This window comes from Pseudomonas sp. P8_229, assembly GCF_034008635.1.
Classification (GTDB): domain Bacteria; phylum Pseudomonadota; class Gammaproteobacteria; order Pseudomonadales; family Pseudomonadaceae; genus Aquipseudomonas.
On sequence record NZ_CP125378.1, the window covers coordinates 2,380,442 to 2,404,041 of the forward strand.

Here is a 23,600-nt window from a genome sequence, read left to right on the forward strand (position 1 = left end):
CGAACGGTGCCCCAAGCCTGACGTTACGTCAATGAGACCACTTGGTTCAGCAATCCGGTTTGTCAGCAGTAAAACGACGAGCCGGGTTAACCGCCGCGCCGAACTCGCGCAAGGCCTTGGCACCGATCAGCAGCGGGTAGTTGAAGTTGCTGCGGTCGGTCAGGTTGACCTCCACGGTACGCTTGACGCTACCCAGGCACAGTTCCAGATCGACCACCGGGCGCTTGGCGACCTCAGTGGCGTCGCTGTCGTCCTCTTCATCTGCGCGACTCTTGATCTTGCTGATCCGCGCGACCTTGTGTTCGTAGACCTTGTTGCTGGCGTCCTTGGTGCCGAGGCGAAAGCGCACCCAGTTCTCGCCGTCGCGGGTGAAGGTCTCGATGTCCTTGGCCGACAGCGAGGCGGTCAGCGCGCCGGTGTCCATCTTGGCCTTGAGCACCTCGCCGCCGATTTCCGGCAGCGCGATGTATTCATAACGCCCGTACAGGGTCGGCTCGGCGGCCATGACCGGCAGGACGACGAGGGCAAACAGTGCAAGGAGGGATTTCACGTAGAGGGCTTCCTTGAAAAATGAGGGCGTCAGACGCGAGACTTTAGACAGCCGGCAAGCAATTGGTTCGCCTTGAGTACGCCTTCGCGAGCAAGCCCGCTCCCACAGGGGATTAGTGGTGTGCTGAAGTCAGCATGTACACAGTAGATCCAATGTGGGAGCGGGCTTGCTCGCGAAGGGGCCAGACTGCCAACACAATAATTGGCTCCAGCATAGCTGCCCAAAAGTGAAACATTCGTCACCCCCGATTTGGCCTGTCGCCCGAAGCCACTTATCATGGCGCGCCTATCCGCCTTCATAGAGTTGCTTATGCGCCGCCTGCTCACCGGCTGTTTCGTCACCCTGCTGCTGTTGCTCAACACCCTGATCCTGATCGGGCCATTGATGGTCTTTGCCCTGCTCAAGCTGATCGCGCCCGGGCGCTGGCGTGATTATGCGTCGTGGGCGGTGATGTGGATCGCCGAGACCTGGGCCGAGATCGACAAGCTGATCTTTCGTCTGTGCATCCCCACCCAATGGGACATTCGCGGCGGCGAAAACCTGCGCGGTGACACCTCGTATCTGGTGGTCAGCAACCACCAGTCGTGGGTCGACATTCCGGCGCTGATCCAGACCCTCAACCGGCGCACGCCGTTCTTCAAGTTCTTCCTCAAGAAAGAGCTGATCTGGGTGCCGTTCCTCGGTCTGGCGTGGTGGGCACTGGATTACCCGTTCATGAAACGCTACAGCAAGGCGTTCCTGGCCAGGCACCCGGAGCTGGCGGGCAAGGATCTGGAAATCACCCGACAGGCCTGCGAGCTGTTCAAACGCCAGCCAGTAACGGTGGTGAATTATCTGGAAGGCACACGCTACACCGCAGCAAAAAGCGCGCAGCAGCAGTCACCGTTCAAGCACCTGCTCAAGCCCAAGGCGGGCGGTGTGGCGTTTGTTCTGGCAGCGATGGGGGAACAACTGGATGCACTGCTCGACGTGACCGTGGTTTATCCACAGCAGAAGATTCCGGGGTTCTGGGATCTGATCAGCGGCGGCGTGCCGCGCGTGATTGTCGACATCCAGACCCGCGAACTCGACCCGGCGCTGTCACAGGGCGATTACGAGAACGATCCGCTGTTTCGCGAACAGGTCCAGAGCTGGGTCAACCAACTCTGGACCGAGAAGGATCAGCGCATCACCGCACTGCGCGGCGAGCGCGGCTGATCAGCGGGGGTCGGTCAACCGCCGACGCCCCAGACACCACCGAGGGTTTTCAGCAGCGAACCGCCAACGCCCTGGTCGCCCAGGTACTTGAGGATCACCGGGGCAAACTGGCCGACCATGCTGTCGTTCATGCCCAGTGCGCCGAACGCGCTGTTCAGGTCACTGGTGTCTTTCACATTGCCCAGAGCATTTTCCAGACCCGCCGATTTGCCGGAGCTGCCCAGTACGCTGCTCAACGCGCCCAACTGACCGGCACCGCCCGAGAGCTTGTCGAGCCCCGGAACGCTCTTGGCCAGTTCCGAATAATCGCTGCCGCTGAGCTTGTTCTTCGCCAGACCAAACATCGCACTGGTGCCACCGACGGCTTGCTGCGGCGTCACCCCTAGACCGGTGACTGCTTGCAGCAAACCTGCCGTTTCCGAGGTCGGCGCGGCGGCGGTAGCAGCGTTACCGCCCTGCATGCTCGAAGCCGCTTTGGTCACATCGTCCAGACTGAAGCCGGCGAACACCGGGCTCGCTGCAAGGGTCATCAGTGAAGCCAAGGCAATACCGCGTGAAATCTTCATTCAGACATCCTCTTGCGCTGTGGTAACCGCCCTTCAATGAGCGGCAAAACTGCCGGTTTGACAGGGTTTCGGCCGGCATGTTCCTCACCGGCGCATCCATTTTCAGGATAGCCACGTATATAAAACGTGAAACCGCGGATAGCCCGAGATGAATGGCACAAGCGCTGTCGCTGAACTAGCCTGTGAACAGCCCGAGCGCTGCCCTCGTCACCCGTCCATTGCCTGGAGAGCCGTCATTTCCATCGCCGACACCGATCAGTTGCGACACCTGTTGGCCCAGTGTTCACTGGGTGACCGTCGCGCGTTCGAAACCCTCTATCGCAGCGTCGGCCCGCACCTGCACGGCGTGGCCCTGCGCTTCATGGGCCGTGCGGATCTGGCTGAAGAAGTGTTACAGGAAGCCTTTGTGCGCATCTGGAACAACGCCTCGCGCTACGAAGCGCACTTGTCGGCGCCGCTGACCTGGATGATCAACATCACCCGCAATCAAGCCATCGACCAGTTGCGCAAACAGCGCGAACGCCCGCTGACCGATCTGGAACAGGACGCGCTGTCGGATGAAAGTCCTTCGGCCCACGAACAACTGGACAGCGCCCGCGAGGCTCATGCGTTGAACCGTTGCCTGGAAACGCTTGAAAGCATGCAGCGCCAGTCGATCACTGTGGCCTACTTTCAGGGATTGTCGTGTACGGAACTCGCCGAACACCTCGCGACGCCGCTGGGGACGGTCAAATCATGGATCCGCCGCGGCATCGAACGCCTGCGCCGGTGCCTTGAATCATGAACTACCAGACCCCCGCCCTGCGCCGCGCCCTCGCCGCCGATTACGCCATCGGCCTGATGTCTGCGCCCGCACGTCGGCGTTTTGAACAATTGCTGCTGGATGACGCGGCGCTGCGTGCCGAACTGGCGCAGTGGCAGGAAGCGCTGGTCAGCCTCACCGAATCCTTGCCGGAACATCCGGTGCCTGACCGCGTGTGGCAAGGCATCACCGCGCGCATCGAACCGCAAGTGCTGCATGTACCCGAGAAACCTCCGTTCTGGAATTGGCTACGACTCACGGCAGCAGCTTGCTCGATTGTCGTGCTGGTGTTCCTCGGTTCGCTGTACAACCGCGACGACACCCGCTACAGCGCCACCCTGCTGACCGCCGAGGCGCAACCGGCGCTGAAGGTCGAGGCGCATGCGGATTACCTGCAAGTCGAGCCGCTGACACTGGCCGCCGTCGCGCCTGATCACAGCCTGGAACTGTGGGCGATTCCGGCAGATGGCAAGCCGATCTCGCTGGGTGTGATTCCGGCGGGAGGCAAAGGCAAGGTGGAGTTGAGCGAGGCGCAGAAAGTGTTGATCGGGAAACCGATTGCGCTGGCTGTGAGCCTGGAGCCGAAGGGTGGTTCACCGACTGGGCAGCCTACGGGGCCGGTTCTATATCAAGGCGCACTGGCGGCACTCTGAGTGCCGAAATCGGTTGATACCTTGGATCATTTTCTTAGTGAATATTCGTTTCATTATTTCAAATGGGGCTATACAACTGTCAGATCTGACAGTGGTCGATAAGTACCTGACTAGCCAACATTGCTGCTCCTGTCCTGTAACGGAGTACCGACAATGAAGCTGAAAATTGCTACCGCCATTCTTGGCTTGGCTGCGATGAGCAATGTGAATGCGGAACAATGCCCGGAGGTTTCACAGATATCCCAAACCGCACTACCTGGCGGTGGATTCGAATACAAAGCCCCCTTTGCTGCTGCGAGCCAGAAGCTTGAATGGACTGGTGGAGATAAATGGACCGGAGAAAGCGATAAGGAAAAACTCGCTTTCACATCGGCGCGTATCCAGCCAGAAGTTATTGATAAGACAGACCCGAAAAAATCCAGGGTCTGGAGCGTCATTTGTCGGTATGAGGGGCAAGGTGCAGGTAATGAAGAGGCCAACGCGACCATGGTGCTCAAACCCGGAAAAGAGATCACAACCGCCTCTCCCCAGTGGGGCAAACAGCCAGAAGGCAGCGTCAGCACAGCAGCTGTGAGCAAGTTGGATTGTGAAGCGAAAGAACCTGCGAAATGTGCGTTCAAACTGAACTGAAAAGCTGCATCTGGCGCGTGAAGGAAGATTAGAAACGGCGACCCTGAGGTCGCCGTTTTGCATTGCGCTTACGCCGCACTAAACAATTTATGCGGATCGATCACAAACTTCTTCGGCACACCGGCATCGAACTCGCCGTAACCTTCCGGCGCCTGGTCGAGGCTGATCACCTGCACGCCAACCACTTCGGCGATGTTGATGCGGTCCCACATGATGGCCTGCATCAGTTGGCGGTTGTACTTCATCACCGGGGTCTGACCGGTGTGGAAGCTGTGGGATTTGGCCCAGCCCAGACCGAAGCGGATGCTCAGGCTGCCCATTTTCGCGGCGGCATCGACAGCGCCCGGGTCTTCGGTGACGTACAGGCCCGGGATACCGATCTTGCCGGCGACACGCACCACGCCCATCAGTGAGTTGAGCACGGTGGCCGGGGCTTCGGATTTGACCCCGTCATGACCGTGGCCACGGGCTTCGAAGCCCACGCAGTCCACTGCACAATCGACTTCCGGTTCGCCCAGCAGCGCGGCGATCTGTTCGTGCAGCGGTGTGTCCTTGGACAGGTCGACCACTTCAAAACCCTGGGCCTTGGCGTGAGCCAGGCGGATGGTGTTGACGTCGCCGACGATCACCACCGCAGCGCCCAGCAGGCGCGCCGAGGCCGCAGCGGCCAGACCGACCGGACCAGCGCCCGCAATGTAAACGGTGCTGCCCGGGCCAACGCCGGCAGTGACCGCGCCGTGATAACCGGTTGGCAGGATGTCGGAGAGGCACGTCAGATCGCGGATTTTCTCCATGGCCTTGTCGCGGTCCGGCAGTTTCAGCAGGTTGAAGTCAGCGTACGGCACCAGCACGTATTCGGCCTGGCCGCCGGTCCAGTCACCCATGTCGACATAACCGTAGGCACCGCCGGCACGGGCCGGGTTGACGGTCAGGCAGACGCCAGTGTGTTGCTCCTTGCAGGAACGGCAGCGCCCGCAAGCCACGTTGAACGGCACGGAGACCAGGTCGCCGATTTTCAGGTTCTCGACGTCGGAACCCTTTTCGATCACTTCGCCGGTGATTTCATGGCCCAGCACCAGACCGGTCTGTGCCGTTGTCCGGCCACGCACCATGTGCTGGTCGGAGCCACAAATGTTGGTGGACACCACACGCAGGATCACACCGTGTTCGATCTTCCTGCCACGCGGGTCCTGCATTTTCGGATAGTCGATTTTCTGTACTTCGACCTTGCCAGCGCCGAGATACACCACACCACGATTGCCAGACATGCTTTCACCTCGCTGTTGTTTTTATGAAACCGCGTTGCCCAGGCAGGCAGCGCGTTAAGTGCTCGGGTTATTGCTTGTTGGTCTTGCGTTGTCAGTTATGGCCCTATCGCGAGCAGGCTCACTCCTGCATTGGAATGCGTACCCTTGTAGGAGTGAGCCTGCTCGCGATAGCTATCTAAAGAACGACCGTGCGATTGGCGTTAAGGAACACCCTCCGCTCAATGTGATAACCCACCGCCCGCGCCAACGTCAGGCCTTCAATATCGCGCCCCTTGGCAATCAGATCCTCAGGGTAATGACTGTGATCCACCGCCTCGACGCCCTGGGCGATGATCGGCCCTTCGTCGAGGTCGTTATTGATGTAATGCGCCGTCGCGCCCACCAGTTTCACGCCCTTGTTGTAGGCCTGGTGATACGGCTTGGCGCCCTTGAACCCCGGCAGCAACGAGTGATGGATGTTGATCGCCTTGCCATCGAGCTTGCGGCACAGCTCCGGCGACAGCACCTGCATGTAGCGGGCGAGGATCACCAGTTCGGCGCCGGACTCTTCGATCACCTGCCACACCTGACGCTCCTGAGACGGTTTGTCGTTGGGGTCGAGGGGGAAGTGGTAATAGGGGATCTGGTGCCAATCGGCCAAAGGCTTGAGGTCCGGGTGATTGGACACCACTGCCGCGACGTCCATCGACAACTGGCCGATGCGCTGGCGGTAGAGCAAGTCGTTGAGGCAGTGATCGGCCTTGGAGACCATGATCACCACTTTCGGCCGGTAGTTCGGTGCGGTCAGCTCGAAGATCATGCCGAACGCCTGACCCCTCTCAGCGAGACCGGAACGGAAAGACTGCTCGTCGAAGCCGTCGGGTTGACGGAATTCCACGCGAATGAAGAAACGTCCCGAGAGCCGGTCATCGAACGAGTGGTGCTCGGTGACGTAGCAACCCTGCTCGAACAGAAAACGCGTCACCGCGTCCACCGTGCCGAGCACGCTGGGGCAGTCGGCGGTCAGAATCCATGTGTCTGGGGCGCGGCTCATATTTTTTCCTCTGATCGTTCCCACGCTCTGCGTGGGAATGCCGCCATGGACGCTCTGCGTCCGCTTTTGGGACGCGGAGCGTCCCGAGATGCATTCCCACGCAGACGGTTCGACGCCTCGACGTGGGAACGATCATCCATCAAGCCTGAACGCTCAACCCGTATTCGGCCGATGCATCCTGCAACCACAACCACCAGTAATCCGAGAAGCTGCGGCGGATCAGCAGTTCCCAGGTGTCTTCAGCGGTATGACGAATCATCAGCTGCGACTTGGCGAACACCGTGCCGACCGCTTTGCCGACCGGGAAGTTGTTCGGGTGTACGTCGTAGCTGGTGGATTTCATCAGCACCTGACGCACGTTCGGCCCGCTCAGTTCGAGCACTTGCTGGCCGCCGCTGACGTTGACGATCGCGATGTGCAGATCGCCGAGCGCTTCGCGCAGTTTCTGCTCGGCGGCGAACTCTTCACCGCTCGGCACGATCAGCAGCCACTCGTCCGGGCCCATCCATTGCAGGCTGGTCTCGCCTTTGACGATCACGCTCAGGGCGCCGGGCAATTCGATGCCCAGGGCCTTGTGCACACCGGCGGCAAACGCCGCATCGTGGCCATCGCCACGGAGGGTCAGGTGACCGAGAAGTTTCTTTTCACGCACGGTCACGCCGGCGTTCTTGCGACCCTTGCCGACCAGGCTGGCGAGGTCGGCATGGTGCAGCGACGACTCGGCACGGGCCCCGGTGGTCGGGCGTTGTTGGTAAACATTGGCTGTGGTCATAAAGCACCTTCCTGAATTCTTGATCGTTCCCACGCTCTGCGTGGGAATGCCGCCATGGACGCTCTGCGTCCGCTCTTGGGACGCAGAGCGTCCCGGGATGCATTCCCACGCAGAGCGTGGGAACGATCAGTGTCAGATGTTCTGGCGATCACCCTTCGGATCGAAGAACACCGAAGACACAATCTCCGCCTCGATCACGCTGCCATCGGCCAGCGGGGCAAATACTCGCTCGCCCATGCGCTTCAGACCGCCCTTGACCACACCCATGGCAAACGAATAACCAAGGGAGTTGTGCGCGTAACTGGAAGTCACGTGGCCAACCATGGTCATCGGGATCGCCTGCTTGGTGTTGAACACCAACTGCGCACCTTCCGGCAGCCAGACATTCGGATCGATCGGCTTCAAACCGACCAGTTGCTTACGCTGATCCTTCACGCAGTCTTCACGGTTCATGCCGCGCTGGCCGATCCACGAGAACGGTTTGGTGCGCCCCACACACCAGCCCATGTTCAGGTCGTCCGGAGTCATCGAGCCGTCGGTGTCCTGACCGACGATGATGAAACCCTTCTCGGCACGCAGTACGTGCATGGTTTCAGTGCCGTAAGGGGTTAGGTTGTATTGCTTGCCAGCCTCGACGATTTTCTCCAGCACACCCATCGCGTAGTCGGCCTGGACGTTGACTTCGTACGACAGCTCACCGGTGAACGAGATGCGGAACACCCGCGCCGGTACACCGCCGACCAGACCTTCTTTCCAGGTCATGAACGGAAACGCTTCGTTGCTCAGATCGATGTCGGTCACGGCGCTGAGCAGCTTGCGGCTGTTCGGCCCGGACAGGGTCATGGTCGCCCAGTGGTCGGTGACGGAGGTGAAATACACCTTCATCTCCGGCCATTCGGTCTGGTGGTACAGCTCCAGCCATTGCAGCACGCGAGCCGCGCCGCCCGTGGTGGTGGTCATGACGAAATGGTTGTCGGCCAGACACGCCGTCACACCGTCGTCGAAGACCATGCCGTCTTCTTTGCACATCAGGCCGTAACGCGCCTTGCCCACGTCAAGCTTGGTCCAGGCGTTGGTGTACACACGGTTGAGGAACTCGCGGGCATCCGGGCCTTGAATGTCGATCTTGCCCAGGGTCGAGGCGTCGAGCAGGCCGACGCTGTCGCGTACGGCTTTGCATTCGCGCTTCACGGCCGCGTGCAGGTCTTCACCGTTTTTCGGGAAGTACCACGGACGTTTCCACTGGCCGACGTCTTCAAACTCGGCGCCGTTGTTCACATGCCAGGCATGCAGCGCGGTGTGACGCACCGGTTCGAAGATGTGCCCACAGTGACGACCGGCCACGGCGCCGAAAGTTACTGGCGTGTAGTTCGGGCGGAACATCGTGGTGCCCATCTGCGGGATGGTCACGTTCAGCGAACGAGCGGCAATCGCCAGGCCGTTGACGTTGCCGAGCTTGCCCTGATCGGTGCCGAAGCCCAGCGCGGTGTAGCGTTTGACGTGCTCGACCGATTCGAAACCTTCGCGGGTCGCCAGTTCGATGGCGGCGGCGGTGACGTCGTTCTGCAGGTCGACGAATTGCTTCGGCGCCCGTGCGGTGTTCTTTTCATGCGGCACCTGGAACAGCGCCAACGTCGGTTCTTCGTGACGGCTGAGGGCTTTCGGCAGCACGCCTTCGACGGTCTGGAAACCGGCTTCAGCGGCAGCGCGCACGCCCCCTTCGAAACCATCAGCCAGCGAATCACCGAGACCGTAAACACCGTTGATGCCACCGACGCACACGCGTTTCTGCGGTGCTTCGCCCGGTACGAAACCGAGGATATCTTCACGCCAGGTCGGCTTGCCACCGAGGTGCGAAGCCAAGTGAACCACCGGGCTGTAACCGCCGGAACTGGCGATCACATCGCAGTCGAGCCATTCGCCAGGACTGGTCACAGCGTGCGCTTTGACATCGATCGCGGCAACGCGGGCAGCGGTGACGCGCTTGCTGCCACGGGCTTCGATCACGGCGCTGCCGGTGAGAATGCGGATGCCTTTGGCGCGGGCTTCTTCCACCAGCGCACCACGCGGATTGCTACGGGCATCGGCGATGGCGACCACTTGCAGACTGGCGTCGAGCCAGTCCAGCGCCACACGATAGGCGTGATCGTTGTTGGTCGACAGCACGAGTTTCTTGCCCGGTGCTACGCCGTAGCGGCGCACGTAAGTCGACACCGCACCAGCCAGCATGTTGCCCGGCACGTCGTTGTTGCCGTAGACCAGCGGACGCTCGCAAGCACCGGTCGCCAGCACGACACGCTTGGCGCGGACACGGTGAATACGCTGACGCACCTGACCGATTGGCGCGCGGTCACCGAGGTGATCGGTGAGGCGTTCGTGAATGGTCAGGAAGTTGTGGTCGTGGTAACCGTTGACCGTGGCGCGCGGCAACAGCAGCACATCCGGAGTGTTCTTCAGTTCGGTGATGACGCTGGCTACCCATTCCATCGCCGGCTTGCCATCGAGGCTTTCACGGGAATCGAGCAGGCTGCCGCCGAACTCTTCCTGCTCATCGGCAAGAATCACTCGGGCACCGCTGCGCGCAGCGGCCAGTGCAGCGGCGAGACCGGCCGGCCCAGCGCCGACGATCAGCACGTCGCAGTGCTGGTTCATGTAGTCGTAGGTGTCCGGATCGACTTCAGTCGGCGAACGGCCGAGACCGGCAGCCTTGCGAATGTACTTCTCGTAGGTCATCCAGAACGATTGCGGGTACATGAAGGTTTTGTAGTAGAAACCCGGCGGCATCAGCTTGCCGCCGACCTTGCCGAGAATGCCCATCATGTCGTTGTTGACGCTCGGCCAACCGTTGGTGCTGGTCGCAACCAGACCTTGATACAGCGCCTGTTGCGTGGCGCGCACGTTGGGAATCTGCGTAGCTTCGGTCGCGCCGATCTGCAGCACCGCGTTCGGCTCTTCGGCACCGGCGGCGAAAATCCCGCGAGGACGCGAATACTTGAAGCTGCGGCCAATGATGTCGACGCCGTTGGCGATCAGTGCGGCGGCCAGCGAGTCACCCTCGAAGCCTTTGTAGCTCTGACCGTTGAAGGTAAAGCTCAGCACTTTGTTGCGGTCGATCCGTCCACCGTTGGACAGGCGATTGGTCTGGCTCATACCTTCTCTCCCAGCGCCGTCGTGGCTGTTTTCGCCGTATCAGCCTTGTCGGTGAATTGCGGCTTGGTGCCGATCTTGTAGGTTTCGAGAATCTCGTAGGTCACGGTGTCGCGGGTGACGTTGAAGTTCTGGCGGCAACCGGCGACGTGATCCCACAACTCGTGGTGCAGACCGCGCGGGTTATCGCGGAAGAACATGTAGTCGCCCCACTCCTCGTCGGTGCAGGCGCCTGGATCCAGTGGGCGCGGGATATGCGCCTGACCGGATGCGTGGAATTCCTCTTCGGAGCGCAGTTCGCCGCAGTGAGGACAGAAGATATGCAACATGGGGATTTCTCCTGTTAGTGGGCGACGGCAGCAGCGCCGTGTTCGTCGATGAGTGCGCCGTTGTGGAAACGGTCGATGGAAAACGGTGCAGCCAATGGGTGCATTTCACCCTTGGCCAGGCTTGCGGCAAACACGTTGCCCGAGCCAGGTGTGGCCTTGAAGCCGCCGGTGCCCCAACCGCAGTTGAAGAACATGTTCGGTACCGGAGTTTTCGAAATGATCGGGCAAGCGTCCGGGGTGGTGTCGACGATACCGCCCCACTGGCGGTTCATGCGTACGCGGGACAACACCGGGAACATCTCGACGATGGCCTGAATGGTGTGCTCGATCACCGGGTACGAACCGCGCTGGCCGTAGCCGTTGTAGCCGTCGATACCGGCGCCGATCACCAGGTCGCCCTTGTCGGACTGGCTGATGTAACCGTGCACGGCGTTGGACATGATCACGCTGTCGATAATCGGTTTGATCGGCTCGGACACCAGCGCCTGCAGCGGGTGGGATTCGATCGGCAGACGGAAACCGGCGAGTTTGGCCATGTGCCCGGAGTTACCGGCGGTCACCACACCGACGCGCTTGGCGCCGATGAAGCCTTTGTTGGTTTCAACACCGATGCACACGCCGTTTTCCTTGCGGAAGCCGATCACTTCGGTCTGTTGGATCAAGTCCACACCGAGGGCGTCGGCGGCACGGGCAAAGCCCCAGGCCACGGCATCGTGACGGGCGACGCCACCGCGACGCTGAACAGTTGCGCCCATCACCGGGTAACGGGTGTTTTTCGAGCAGTCGAGGTACGGGATCTCGTCGGCCACTTGCTTGGCGTTGAGCAGTTCGCCGTCGACGCCGTTGAGGCGGTTGGCGCTGACCCGACGCTCGGAATCACGAATGTCCTGCAGGGTGTGGCACAGGTTGTAAACGCCACGCTGGGAGAACATCACGTTGTAGTTCAGGTCCTGCGACAGGCCTTCCCACAATTTCATCGCGTGTTCGTAGAGGTGCGCCGACTCGTCCCACAGGTAGTTGGAGCGCACGATGGTGGTGTTGCGCGCGGTGTTACCGCCGCCCAGCCAGCCCTTCTCGACCACGGCGACGTTGGTGATGCCGTGCTCTTTCGCCAGATAGTAGGCAGTCGCCAGACCGTGCCCGCCGCCGCCGACGATGACCACGTCGTAGACCTTCTTCGGCGTTGGCGTGCGCCACATGCGCTGCCAGTTTTCGTGGTGGCTGAGGGAGTGTTTGAAGAGGCCGAAGCCCGAATAGCGTTGCATAGTCATTTACTCCAAACCGCTCAGCGATAAACCGGGTAGTCGGCGCACAGTGCCGCGACGTTCTTGGCCACATTCGCTTCAACATCGGCGTCACCGAGGTTATCGAGAATGTCGCAGATCCAGCCGGCCAGCACTTCGCACTGGGCGACCTTGAAGCCACGCGTGGTGACCGCCGGGGTGCCGATGCGCAGGCCCGAGGTCACGAACGGCGATTGCGGGTCGTTCGGCACGGCGTTCTTGTTGACGGTGATGTGCGCGCGGCCGAGGGCAGCGTCAGCCTCTTTGCCGGTCAGGCCCTGACGGATCAGGCTGACCAGGAACAGGTGGTTGTCGGTACCGCCGGACACTACATCGTAGCCACGTTTGATAAACACGCTGGCCATCGCCTTGGCGTTGTCGATCACTTGCTGCTGATAGGCCTTGAAGCCAGGCTCCAGCGCTTCCTTGAAGCACACCGCCTTACCGGCGATGACGTGCATCAACGGACCGCCCTGGGCGCCGGGGAATACCGCAGCGTTGAGCTTCTTCTCGATCTCTTCGTTGGACTTGGCCAGGATCAAGCCGCCACGTGGACCGCGCAGGGTTTTGTGCGTGGTGGTGGTGACCACGTCGGCGTACGGCAGCGGGTTCGGATACAGACCAGCGGCAACCAGACCGGCCACGTGGGCCATGTCGACGAACAGCAGCGCACCGACCTTGTCGGCGATCTGGCGGAAGCGCGGGAAGTCCAGGGTCTTGGAATAGGCGGAGAAACCGGCAACGATCATCTTCGGCTTGCACTCGACGGCCAGACGCTCGACTTCGTCGTAATCGATCAGCCCGGTGTCGGTGTTGATCCCGTACTGCACCGCGTTGTACAGCTTGCCCGAGGACGACACTTTGGCGCCGTGGGTCAGGTGACCGCCGTGGGCCAGGCTCATGCCGAGGATGGTGTCGCCCGGCTGGATCAGCGCCAGGTACACGGCGCTGTTGGCCGACGAACCGGAGTGCGGCTGGACGTTGGCGTAATCGGCGCCGAACAGCTGCTTGGCGCGCTCGATGGCCAGCGCTTCGACTTTATCCACATGCTCGCAACCGCCGTAGTAGCGCTTGCCCGGATAACCCTCAGCGTATTTGTTGGTCAGGCCGCTGCCTTGCGCTTCCATCACGCGTTTGCTGGTGTAGTTTTCCGACGCGATCAGCTCGATGTGATCTTCCTGACGTTGCTCCTCGGCATTCATCGCCGCCAGCAGTGCATCGTCGTAACCCTGGATCTGGTCTTGCTTGCTGAACATCGCGTCTCTCCCGGCGGCGTCGGTGCGCCATTTTGTCTTGGTCAGGCCCGCCGCTTGCGACAGTGCCCTTTGATGCGATGGTATGACCGGCGCAGACAGCTCAAATGCCTACGGACGCCACGCAAAGGTGCGTTTACGACATGGTTCGAAATGGCTGGTCGAACGCATCCCTCGAATCCGTGGAGATCCCCTGTGGGAGCGAGCCTGCTCGCGAAGAGACCGGCACCTCCGACATAGAAGTTGGCTGACAGACCGCTTTCGCGAGCAGGCTCGCTCCCACAGGGGTTATGTGCAGGCCGCGCGGATGGTGAACAGCAGGAGGAAATGCAGGGGATAGAGCGCGTAGGCCCAGCGGCGCATGGGCAGCGGATGGATAGAACGGGAATGTCGCAACAAGAACAACCCAAGCATTGGCGCAATCAAGCATGCCGCGATGCCGAACACCGCCACGTAGTTGCCGAACTCCGCCGCCTCATACAACACCTGCCACTGATTGCCCGCCAGACACACCAGCCCCGGCAGCAGGCTGAAATACCAGGGGCGACGAATCACCCACAGCAGCGCCAGCGGCAGCAACACGCCAAACAAGCCGAACATCAGCCATTGCGAAAACAGCGTCGCCAACAGCAAGGCTCCGACGCCCAGCAGCCGCGACAGCAGCGTCCGATCCTGCCAACCCCGCGCCACCAGCAGTCCCAGCGCCAGGGTAGGCATCACGTTCAAGGTGTCGGGATCCGGAATGTACAAGCGGTAGGGAATCTCGCTGACCGCGCTGAACAGCAGTAACCAGCCCAGATAGCGCCATTCGGTCTTCTGCGCACCGGCACGAGAGAGATTCGCCGCCATCGCCAGACAAAACCACGGGAAGGCCATCCGCCCCGGAACATACAGCCAATCGGCGCTGATCCCGACATATCGCAGGTGATCGAGCAGCATGCTCAGCAGCGCCAGCCACTTGAGCAAATCCAGCGCGCCGTCGCGTTTAGTCACGTGCATAATCGGGCCACAAACTGGTAATTTTCTGACAGCGACATCTCGTGTGCTCCCCGGAAGATCTTCGGTAAAGTGCGCATCATCATTGACCACGAGCCTTCACAAGAGTCTCGACCACGGAAGCCGGCCATGACCGACAAGAGCCAACAATTCGCCAGCGACAACTACTCCGGTATCTGCCCTGAAGCCTGGGCTGCGATGGAACAGGCCAACCACGGCCACCAGCGCGCTTATGGCGACGATGAATGGACCGCACGCGCGGCCGACCATTTCCGCAAACTGTTCGAAACCGACTGCGAAGTGTTCTTCGCCTTCAACGGCACCGCCGCCAACTCCCTGGCGCTGTCGTCGCTGTGCCAGAGTTACCACAGCGTGATCTGCTCGGAAACCGCCCACGTCGAAACCGACGAATGCGGCGCTCCGGAATTCTTCTCCAACGGTTCGAAACTGCTGATCGCCGGCACTGAAAACGGCAAGATCACCCCGCAGTCGATCCGCGAAGTCGCCCTCAAGCGTCAGGACATTCACTACCCGAAACCGCGCGTTGTAACGCTGACTCAAGCCACCGAAGTCGGCAGCGTCTACACCCCGGAAGAAGTCCGCGCCATCAGCGCCACCTGCAAGGAACTGGGCCTGCACCTGCACATGGACGGCGCGCGTTTCTCCAACGCCTGCGCCTTCCTCGGCTGCTCGCCGGCAGATCTGACCTGGAAGGCCGGTGTTGACGTGCTGTGTTTCGGCGGCACGAAAAACGGTATGGCCGTGGGTGAAGCGATCCTGTTCTTCAACCACAAACTGGCGGAAGACTTCGATTACCGCTGCAAACAGGCCGGGCAACTGGCGTCGAAAATGCGCTTCCTCTCGGCACCGTGGGTCGGCATCCTCGAAAACGATGCCTGGCTCAAATACGCCCGTCACGCCAACCACTGCGCGCAACTGCTGGCCGAGCTGGTCAGCGACATTCCGGGCGTGGAGCTGATGTTCCCGGTGCAGGCCAACGGCGTGTTCCTGCAACTGTCGGAGCCGGCGATCGCCGCGCTGACCGCGAAGAACTGGCGCTTCTACACCTTCATCGGCAAGGGCGGCGCGCGCTTCATGTGCTCCTGGGACACCGAAGAAGAACGCGTCCGCGAACTGGCCCGCGACATCCGCGAAGTCATGTCCGCCTGACCTCCCGCCACCGCACTGATCATTCCCACGCTCCGCGTGGGAATGCCTCCCGGGACGCTCCGCGTTCCAGCCCCAGATGCTAAACACCGCTATGACGCAGAGCGTCAGTGGCTGCATTCCCACGCAGAGCGTGGGAATGATCTTCGGCCGGGAATGACTTTTCCCACCGCAAGACCAGACTTCTCTTCTAGCGCGATCTCTTCGCCCGCCTCACCCTGATCGTTCCCACGCTCCGCGTGGTAACGCATCCCGGGACGCTCCGCGTTCCATCTCCAATGCACCGCAAGATTCAAGGAAGAATCCCATGGGCCGCAGCCGCTACACCATTACCGAAACCGACAAACCGCATTTTCTGACCTGTACGATCATGGAATGGTTACCGCTGTTCATCCGCCCATACATCGTCGACCACCTGCTCAACTGCTGGCGTTATCAACAGACTCATCACGATCTGAAACTGTACGGCTACGTGATCCTGGAAAACCATCTTCACTTCGTCGCCCAGGCACCCGACCTGAGCAAATGCCTCAGTCAGTTCAAATCTTTCACCGCTCGACAGATTATTGATGACCTGCAAAGCAAAGGCGCTGATAAAGCACTGCAACGGCTTCGCTTCAGCAAACGCGCACACAAACAGGATCGGGTGTACCAGCTGTGGCAGGAAGGCTCCCACGCAGAGATGGTTTACAGCGAATCGGTCATGCGACAGAAGCTTGAATACATTCACAACAACCCGGTCAAACGTGGGTATGTGGATTTGCCGGAGCATTGGCGTTATTCGAGCGCAAGCAACTACGTGGGAATGCCGGGACTGATTGAGGTTCAGTGCTGGTACTGATAAGGGACGCTGAGCGTCCCGGGCTGCATTCCCACGCGGAGCGTGGGAACGATCAATGGCGGAGACAGTGTTACCTGATCCGCTTGGTCTACATTGTCTGTCGAGCCTCCGCTCACATAACAATAAGCAGGAGCATCGGCATGTCGTTACAAGGCAAAACCCTGTTCATCACCGGCGCCAGCCGTGGCATCGGCCGTGAGATTGCGCTGCGGGCCGCCAGGGACGGGGCCAATATCGTCATTGCGGCGAAGAGCGCCGAAGCCCATCCGAAATTACCCGGCACCATCCACAGCGTCGCCGCCGAAGTCAAAGCGGCGGGCGGCCAAGCGTTGGCATTGCAACTGGACGTGCGTGATGAAGACGCCGTGCGCCAGGCACTCGCGCAAGCCAACGAACATTTCGGCGGTATCGATGCACTGGTGAACAACGCCGGAGCGATCAAACTGACCGGCGTGCAACACATCGAACTCAAGCGTTTCGACCTGATGCACCAGATCAACACCCGCGCCGTGCTGCTGTGCAGCCAGGCTGCCCTGCCCTATCTGAAAAAATCCGCCGGGCACATTCTCAACCTGTCGCCGCCGCTGAACCTGGCGAGCAAGTGGTTTGCGCAATACAGCCCCTACACCGTGACCAAGTACGGCATGAGCATGCTGACAGTAGGCATGAGCGAGGAATTCGCCAGTTACGGGATCAGCGTCAATTCGCTGTGGCCGCAGACGATGATTGCCACGGCGGCGATCGAGTTTCAGCTGGGTAATCGCGAGTCGTTCAAGCATGCGCGCCTGCCTGCGATCATGGCGGATGCGGCGCATGTGATTTTGAATAGCGGCCAGCGGCAGATCACTGGGCGGCTGTTGATAGATGAGGAAGTTTTGCGCGAAAGCGGCGTGACTGAGTTCGATCAGTACCGCTTTGAACCGGGCAGCAACGCCGCTCTGATGCCCGACCTGTTCGTCGATTGAAATACCTTACCCTGTAGGAGTGAGCCTGCTCGCGATGAGGCCGGAACATTCAACGAAGATGTTGACTGATCTAACGCTATCGCGAGCAGGCTCACTCCTACAAGGGAATTGAGGCGCCTGTCAGAATTCGATGCGCACGTCGCCTTTAGGCACGCTGCAGCAAGACAGAATGTACCCCTCGGCCTCGTCGTCCTCGGTAATCCCGCCGTTGTGCTCCATCTCCACTTCGCCGCCCAGTTTCATCACCTTGCACGTGCCGCAAATCCCCATGCCGCAGGCTTTCGGAATCATCAGGCCAAGCTTGGCTGCCGCCGCATGCACGGTCTCACCTGGGGCCACGCGGATGCTCTTGCCGGAGGCGGTGAATTCCACCTGATGCAGATCCGCCGCGTCGATTTCCGGCGCATCGGCGGCCTGCTCGGCTTGTTCCACCGCATCGGCGCGGGCTTCCGGTGGCGTGGCGCCGAAGGATTCCTCGTGGTAGCGGCTCATGTCGTAACCGGCGACTTCGAGCAGGCGCTTGACCGCGTTCATGTACGGCGTAGGGCCGCAGCAGAACACTTCGCGCTCGAGGAAGTCCGGCACCATCAATTCGAGCATCTTGTGATTGAGGTAGCCGCGATAGCCGGCCCACGGCTCGCCCAGCCCGTGTTTCTCGCAGATCAGGTGCAGGCTGAAGTTGTCGATCCGCGACGCCATGTGTTCCAGTTCGCGGTGATAAATGATGTCTTTCGGCGAGCGCGCGCTGTGGATAAAGGTCATGTCGACGTTGGCGTTGGTGTCGTAGAACCAGCGCGCCATCGACATGCACGGCGTGATGCCGACGCCGCCGCTCAGATAGAGCACTTTCGGACTGGGGAAATCGATGGCATTGAACAGCCCGACCGGCCCGTGTACCGCCAGCTCCTGCCCTTCATGAAGGGTGTCGTGCAACCAGTTGGAAACCTTGCCGCCCGGCACGCGCTTGATGGTCACCGAGAAGCTGTAGGGCACCGACGGCGAACTGGAAATGGTGTACGAACGCATGATCGGCTGGCCTTCGATCTCCAGCTCCAGGGTCACGAACTGCCCGGGCTTGAAGAAGAACAGGATCGGCTGGTCGGCCATGAAGCAGAAGGTGCGCACGTCCCAGGTTTCCTGGATGACTTTGACGCACCGGACGATGTGTCGGCCATTGGCCCAGGTCTGGGTGGTGACCGGATTCAGGAAGCTGTTGGACATGCTGTTCTCCACGGCCGACTGTCGGCCTTCATGTGGCGATTCTGCGTATAGCGCAGACCGTCCGTTTACCTATCCGCGACATCGGCATACTTATCGCGACCAGCCCCCAATCACCGGGGGTTGCGCGTCGGGAACAGATTGCACCATGTCGCCCATGGATAAGGTTCCGCCCAGCGCCGGCCCCACACTCGCCTCACACCAAGACGAATTCTTTACACCTTGCGTAGCAACCGTTAGCAGCACACCTGATCAGCCACTTTTCGCCGGCCACGCAGATGGCCATGAGGATCACATCGATGGACGTCACCGCAAAAATCAGCCTGGGCGATCCGCTGGAACCCGCACGCAAGGCCACCGCACAAATGCTCCAGGAGCGCGAGCGCACGTTTTCGCTGCCGCAACCGTTCTACAGCGACGAGCGGTTGTTCGATATCGACATGCAGGAGATCTTCCAGAAAGAGTGGTTGATCGCCGGCATGACCTGCGAGATCCCGGCCAAAGGCAACTACCTGACGCTGCAGATCGGCAAGAACCCGATCATCGTCATCCGTGGCGCCGAAGGCGTGGTGCATGCGTTTCACAACGTCTGCCGCCACCGTGGCTCGCGTCTGTGCACCAGTGAAAAAGGCAAGGTCGCCAAACTGGTCTGCCACTACCACCAGTGGACGTACGAGCTGGACGGTCGCCTGCTGTTCGCCGGCACCGAAATGGGTGCCGACTTCGACATGAAGCAGTACGGCCTGAAACCGGTGCACGTGAAGACCGCCGGCGGCTACATCTTCATCAGCCTGGCCGAGAACCCGCCGGCCATCGATGACTTCCTGTCGACGCTGAACCACTACATGGAACCGTACGACATGGAGAACACCAAGGTGGCGATCACCACCACCTTGATGGAAAAGGCCAACTGGAAACTGGTGCTGGAAAACAACCGCGAGTGCTACCACTGCAACGCGTCGCACCCGGAACTGCTGAAAACCCTGCTGGAATGGGACGACGTCACCGACCCGCGCGCCGATCAGGCGTTCAAGGATCACGTCGCCGCCTCCGCCGCCGCCTGGGAAGCCGAGAAGATCCCTTACGCCCACGCCAGTTTCGGCCTGCGTAACCGTATCGTGCGCATGCCGCTGCTCAAGGGCACCGTGTCGATGACCCTCGACGGCAAACAGGGCTGCGCGAAACTGATGGGCCGCATTAAAAACCCGGATCTGGGTTCGATGCGCATCCTGCACCTGCCGCACTCGTGGAACCACTGCATGGGCGACCACATCATCGTCTTCACCGTGTGGCCGATCAGCGCCCAGGAAACCATGGTCACCACCAAATGGCTGGTGCACAAGGACGCGGTCGAAGGTGTGGACTACGACGTCGAACGCATGCGCCAGGTATGGGACGCGACCAACGATCAGGACCGTCGACTGGCTGAAGAAAACCAGCGCGGGATCAACTCGACGGCTTACCAGCCTGGGCCGTACTCCAAGACCTATGAATTTGGCGTGGTCAACTTCGTCGATTGGTACAGCGAGCGCTTGCTGAGCAACCTTGGCGCCGAGCCTGCGCCGTACCTCAAAGGTGTGCCTGTCCAAGGCTGATGTCTTCTGCTTGATCGTTCCCACGCTCTGCGTGGGAATGCCTCAACGGACGCTCCGCGTTCGGCCTTTGGGACGCAGAGCGTCCCGGGCTGCATTCCCACGCGGAGCGTGGGAACGATCATCACAGCATCACTTCGATGACCACCTCACCGAGCCATCCTCGCCAATAAACTCCTCAAATATCTCCTCCCCCACCAACCGGATCTTCGCGTACCCGTTCAACACCCGCAGCGGATACTCCGGATCCTTCGCATCCAGCGTCTCCGACCACAACACCCGCGAATGCCCGTCCAGCTCGCTGGCATTGCCATAGGGAATCGCCCCGTGCCCGGCACAGCGCGCATGCAGGCCGCCCTGTTGCGCATAGACGATGCCGTTGTGCAGATGCCCCCAATACCAGTAATCCGGCTCGCGCCCCAACGCATCACACACCGGTTGATACAGCGCGGTCTTGTTGTGCCCGGTGATATCGAAGCCCTGATGGTGGCTGAGCACCATGATTTTCTTGCGTTTCGGCAGGCCTTTCATCCACGCGATCTGCGGCTCGTTCAAGGTGCCGTCCATGTACAGGTTCATCACATCAGAGGCGTACGCCGAGTCCAGCCCGACTATCAGCCAGTCATCGTTGATCAAGGCAAAATAACTGGTGCCCTGCTGCCCCGGAAAACGCGCGGCCAGTTCTTTGAAATAGCCGTGGGCGCCGCTGTACATCTCATGGTTTGAATTGAGCGTGAACGAGCCGTGACTGCCCATCGGCCAGCCGGCCATGTCGACGTCCTCCTGCGAGTGGCTGCCGGCGTAATACACGTCGCCCAGATGAATGGTGAAATCTGCCTGCGCCAGTTGCATCTGGTTGGCGACTGACACCGCCGGCGCGTGGCTGTCGAACGGCCCGGTGCCCCAGTCGCCGGCAATCGCCAGGGTCACGTCGCGATCCATCTGCACCACGGCCGGGTCAGTGCCGAAGGTCGCGTGATGACGCAGGTTCTCGATCCATTTGAGCAGCGCCTCGCTCCACAGCAGATCGAGCAACTCCCACTTGCGACAGCCGAGCAGGCTGCCGTCCTGCAGCACCCGGGTCGCCAGTTGATCCGGAGATTGCGGCAACGGCGTGGCATTGCCGATACGCAGGATCGACAAGCCGTGGGACAGCTCCCAAGGCACCGCCGGTTCGTCGTCCGGCAGCTCGCCGTGCTTGAGCACGTACTGCGCCTGATCGTGACCGCGCTGGAGCAACTTGATGATGGCCTGAAACTCATCGGGTTCCAGTTCGCTGATGAGCTTCATCCAGGCCATTTCCATGCGTGTGAACAAGCCGTGAATGCGCAGTTTGACCTTGTCGTACTCGTGTTCCCAATGACTGACCAGTGACATGGCGTAATCCTCTATCCGTAAGGGCTCACAGGGTTTTCATGAATTCGATCAGCGCACGCTTGTCGTCGTCCGACAGTTGCGTGCCATACAGGTGACCGGTGTTGTGGTTGCCCTCCAGTCGGGTGTCGTACTTGAAGTCGGCCGAGGCCTTGGCCTGGGCACCCGTGGTGACGAAACCGACGTTGACCGGGTCGTAGACGTCGGAACCGGTGATGAACACCACCGGACGTTTTTCCGGCGGTTGCAGCAGGTCCCACAGGGTCGGCACCGAACCGTTGTGCAGGTAAGGCGCGCGCAGCCAGACGCCATCAGTCGGCGTGTTGCTGTAGCTCTGGGTCTTGCGATACGCACCGAAGTCGAACGGTGGCTTCTTGAAGGTGTGGAACGCCGTCACCAGACCGGTGGTGAACGAGTCCAGCCGATGTGGATCAGTGCCCAGTTGATCGATGTTGGTGGTGACCTGCCCGGTGTCGGCACGCCCGAAGTCGTGGCAAGCGGCGCAGTTGGCTTCCCAGAGCGGTTTGCCCTGAGCGACTTTCGCCTGATCCAGTGCCCACGGCCACGCGGGAGCCTTGTGCCCGAGCAGCCAGTTGGTCACGCGGTTGAAGCTCGGCGGCAGCACCGATTGCGGCGTCGCGCCCACGGCCATCGCGGCGGCGTAGTTGCGTTCGTGGATCTTGTTGTTATTGCCGTCCCAGTGCAGGTACATCGATTCCCGGGGTTTCTGGTTCCACACTTGCGGCAGGTCGACAGTGCCGATGGTCGAGTCATCCGGGAAGCCGAACACCACCATTTTCGTCGGGTTGAAGGTGTCGGTGCGACCCGGCCCCTGTTGCGGCCGCAGTTTCTGCCAGGCGTAGGCCTGCTTCTGCTTGAGCAAGGCGCTTTTCGCCATCGGGATGATCAGGTAGCGGTTGTAGAGTTTTTCGAAAAAGCCCAGCTGGAATTTGCTGTTGATCGCCGCCATCACCGCATCGGTGGTGAATTTCGGATCACTGGCGCAATCGTAGGCGTACCACTGGAAGGCCTGCAGTTGCAGGGTATTGGCCGGCGCGCTCGGCACATTCACTGCAACGTCACTGGCATTGGCCCGATAGGAGCCGGTGTGGCACAGCGCGCAATTCGGCTCGACGGTCGGATAGCCGATCTGCCGCTTGGCCATGCCGATCGGCAGGTCCTTGCCGTTCTCATAGAGGAAACCGAAGACTTCCCAGCCACCGGGTTTGGGCATTTTTTCTGGGCACATCTGCGGCAGCACGGCGAACAGGTAGTACGGAATCCGCGCTTCAATGCCCAGGCCGATGGCCGCGTATTTGTAGTGATCTTCGTCCGAGGCGTACGCCTGCTCCGGCACCACCCGCAGCATCTGGTACCAGGTCTCGTAACCGATGAAACCGAGCACTGCCAGCACCACCAGCGTCCCGACCTTGAAACCGTGGCTCTGCCATTGCCGCTTCCACGCCACGCGCCATTCGCGCCAGCCATCGCAGAGCATCGCCCATGGCCTGTTCGCAGGCGTGGTACCGAGGTACAGCAAAATGCCGAGGATCAAAAAGAAGCTCAGATCACCCATCAACATTGGCACGAACACCGCGCCCTGGATGCTGGTATTGATCAGGTAGATCCAGAACACCACGGCAATCAGCCGCGTCAGTACGCACAGCCAGGAATGCACCACATAGCGCGGCGCGTTGAAGCCCGACGGCATGTAAAACACGCTGATGCCCACCAGCAGCATCCCGGCGTTTTCCAGCCATGGGTCGGAGAGTTGTGGCGGCAGACCGACCACCGATGTCAGCAACCCCGGCGCAAACAACGCAGGGATCGCGAACACCATGTTCATCGCAATGCCGATCCAGATGAAGCGTTGAAACCAGCGGATGTAGCTGTCCATGTCATCCATTTCCTTGTGTAGACCTGAGAGATGTAGTGCCAGATACACCGCTTTCGCGAGCAGGCTC

The 23,600-nt window shown here is 60.6% G+C and carries 21 protein-coding genes; 8 read left to right on the forward strand and 13 right to left on the reverse strand.

All coding sequences use genetic code 11. The annotated features are described in order from the left end of the window. Positions 1-46: 46 nt before the first annotated feature. Entirely contained in the window at positions 47-550 is a 504-nt protein-coding gene (locus QMK55_RS10825; protein WP_320329154.1) for an ATP-dependent zinc protease, read from the reverse strand. 309 nt (positions 551-859) lie between these two features. Between QMK55_RS10825 and QMK55_RS10830 the strand changes: the two genes are divergently transcribed. Continuing rightward, positions 860-1,747 (forward strand): acyltransferase, encoded by an 888-nt coding sequence (locus tag QMK55_RS10830; RefSeq protein ID WP_102358909.1) that lies wholly within the window; start codon positions 860-862, stop codon positions 1,745-1,747. Positions 1,748-1,761: 14 nt separating this feature from the next. Here QMK55_RS10830 and QMK55_RS10835 read toward each other — a convergent pair whose 3' ends face one another. Beyond that, a complete protein-coding gene (locus tag QMK55_RS10835; protein ID WP_320329155.1) occupies positions 1,762-2,313 on the reverse strand; it encodes a DUF2780 domain-containing protein in 552 nt (183 codons plus the stop codon). A 148-nt stretch (positions 2,314-2,461) separates the two neighbouring features. Between QMK55_RS10835 and QMK55_RS10840 the strand changes: the two genes are divergently transcribed. From QMK55_RS10840 to QMK55_RS10850, 3 genes are all read left to right on the forward strand, one after another. Further along, positions 2,462-3,097, forward strand: a complete 636-nt coding sequence (locus QMK55_RS10840) for a sigma-70 family RNA polymerase sigma factor (protein ID WP_320329156.1) — start codon at positions 2,462-2,464, stop codon at positions 3,095-3,097. Then, positions 3,094-3,768, forward strand: coding sequence for an anti-sigma factor domain-containing protein (locus QMK55_RS10845; protein ID WP_320329157.1), 675 nt, complete (start codon positions 3,094-3,096; stop codon positions 3,766-3,768). Before QMK55_RS10840 ends, QMK55_RS10845 begins: the two co-directional genes overlap by 4 nt. Positions 3,769-3,921: 153 nt before the next feature. Continuing rightward, positions 3,922-4,398 (forward strand): DUF3757 domain-containing protein, encoded by a 477-nt coding sequence (locus QMK55_RS10850; RefSeq protein WP_320329158.1) that lies wholly within the window; start codon positions 3,922-3,924, stop codon positions 4,396-4,398. 68 nt (positions 4,399-4,466) lie between these two features. On the opposite strand, the gene fdhA is transcribed toward QMK55_RS10850, so the two are convergent. From fdhA to QMK55_RS10890, 8 genes are all read right to left on the reverse strand, one after another. Then, positions 4,467-5,666, reverse strand: a complete 1,200-nt coding sequence (fdhA, locus tag QMK55_RS10855; RefSeq protein WP_102358914.1) for a formaldehyde dehydrogenase, glutathione-independent — start codon at positions 5,664-5,666, stop codon at positions 4,467-4,469. A gap of 175 nt (positions 5,667-5,841) precedes the next feature. Then, positions 5,842-6,699, reverse strand: coding sequence for a formyltetrahydrofolate deformylase (gene purU, locus QMK55_RS10860; protein WP_102358915.1), 858 nt, complete (start codon positions 6,697-6,699; stop codon positions 5,842-5,844). A 139-nt stretch (positions 6,700-6,838) separates the two neighbouring features. Further along, positions 6,839-7,471 (reverse strand): sarcosine oxidase subunit gamma, encoded by a 633-nt coding sequence (locus QMK55_RS10865; RefSeq protein WP_102358916.1) that lies wholly within the window; start codon positions 7,469-7,471, stop codon positions 6,839-6,841. Between the two features lie 132 nt (positions 7,472-7,603). Then, entirely contained in the window at positions 7,604-10,621 is a 3,018-nt protein-coding gene (locus QMK55_RS10870; RefSeq protein ID WP_320329159.1) for a sarcosine oxidase subunit alpha, read from the reverse strand. Beyond that, positions 10,618-10,947 (reverse strand): sarcosine oxidase subunit delta, encoded by a 330-nt coding sequence (locus QMK55_RS10875; protein WP_320329160.1) that lies wholly within the window; start codon positions 10,945-10,947, stop codon positions 10,618-10,620. The genes QMK55_RS10870 and QMK55_RS10875 overlap by 4 nt, the downstream gene beginning before the upstream one ends. 14 nt (positions 10,948-10,961) lie before the next feature. Beyond that, positions 10,962-12,212, reverse strand: a complete 1,251-nt coding sequence (locus QMK55_RS10880; RefSeq protein WP_003206307.1) for a sarcosine oxidase subunit beta — start codon at positions 12,210-12,212, stop codon at positions 10,962-10,964. 20 nt (positions 12,213-12,232) lie between these two features. Further along, positions 12,233-13,486: a serine hydroxymethyltransferase gene (glyA, locus tag QMK55_RS10885; protein ID WP_102359037.1), complete on the reverse strand. Its 1,254-nt coding sequence runs from the start codon at positions 13,484-13,486 to the stop codon at positions 12,233-12,235. Positions 13,487-13,771: 285 nt separating this feature from the next. Next, the gene (locus QMK55_RS10890; protein ID WP_102359171.1) at positions 13,772-14,482 is read right to left on the reverse strand and encodes a TraX family protein; all 711 of its coding nucleotides are present in this window, start codon (positions 14,480-14,482) and stop codon (positions 13,772-13,774) included. A gap of 126 nt (positions 14,483-14,608) precedes the next feature. Here QMK55_RS10890 and QMK55_RS10895 point away from each other — a divergent pair, with 126 nt between their 5' ends. From QMK55_RS10895 to QMK55_RS10905, 3 genes are all read left to right on the forward strand, one after another. Beyond that, complete coding sequence (locus tag QMK55_RS10895) at positions 14,609-15,649, forward strand: low specificity L-threonine aldolase (protein WP_016772826.1); 1,041 nt, start codon at positions 14,609-14,611, stop codon at positions 15,647-15,649. Positions 15,650-15,953: 304 nt separating this feature from the next. Then, positions 15,954-16,487: an REP-associated tyrosine transposase gene (locus QMK55_RS10900; RefSeq protein ID WP_102359030.1), complete on the forward strand. Its 534-nt coding sequence runs from the start codon at positions 15,954-15,956 to the stop codon at positions 16,485-16,487. Between the two features lie 140 nt (positions 16,488-16,627). Beyond that, entirely contained in the window at positions 16,628-17,452 is an 825-nt protein-coding gene (locus tag QMK55_RS10905; RefSeq protein WP_320329161.1) for an NAD(P)-dependent oxidoreductase, read from the forward strand. A gap of 120 nt (positions 17,453-17,572) precedes the next feature. Here the strand turns inward: QMK55_RS10905 and gbcB are convergent, their stop codons facing one another. After that, complete coding sequence (gene gbcB / locus QMK55_RS10910) at positions 17,573-18,673, reverse strand: glycine-betaine demethylase subunit GbcB (RefSeq protein ID WP_102359032.1); 1,101 nt, start codon at positions 18,671-18,673, stop codon at positions 17,573-17,575. A 296-nt stretch (positions 18,674-18,969) separates the two neighbouring features. Here gbcB and gbcA point away from each other — a divergent pair, with 296 nt between their 5' ends. Then, entirely contained in the window at positions 18,970-20,265 is a 1,296-nt protein-coding gene (gbcA, locus tag QMK55_RS10915) for a glycine-betaine demethylase subunit GbcA (RefSeq protein ID WP_102359033.1), read from the forward strand. A gap of 129 nt (positions 20,266-20,394) precedes the next feature. On the opposite strand, the gene QMK55_RS10920 is transcribed toward gbcA, so the two are convergent. Then, a complete protein-coding gene (locus QMK55_RS10920) occupies positions 20,395-21,639 on the reverse strand; it encodes a metallophosphoesterase (protein WP_320329162.1) in 1,245 nt (414 codons plus the stop codon). A gap of 25 nt (positions 21,640-21,664) precedes the next feature. Beyond that, positions 21,665-23,533, reverse strand: coding sequence for a hypothetical protein (locus QMK55_RS10925; protein WP_320329163.1), 1,869 nt, complete (start codon positions 23,531-23,533; stop codon positions 21,665-21,667). Positions 23,534-23,600: the final 67 nt, after the last annotated feature.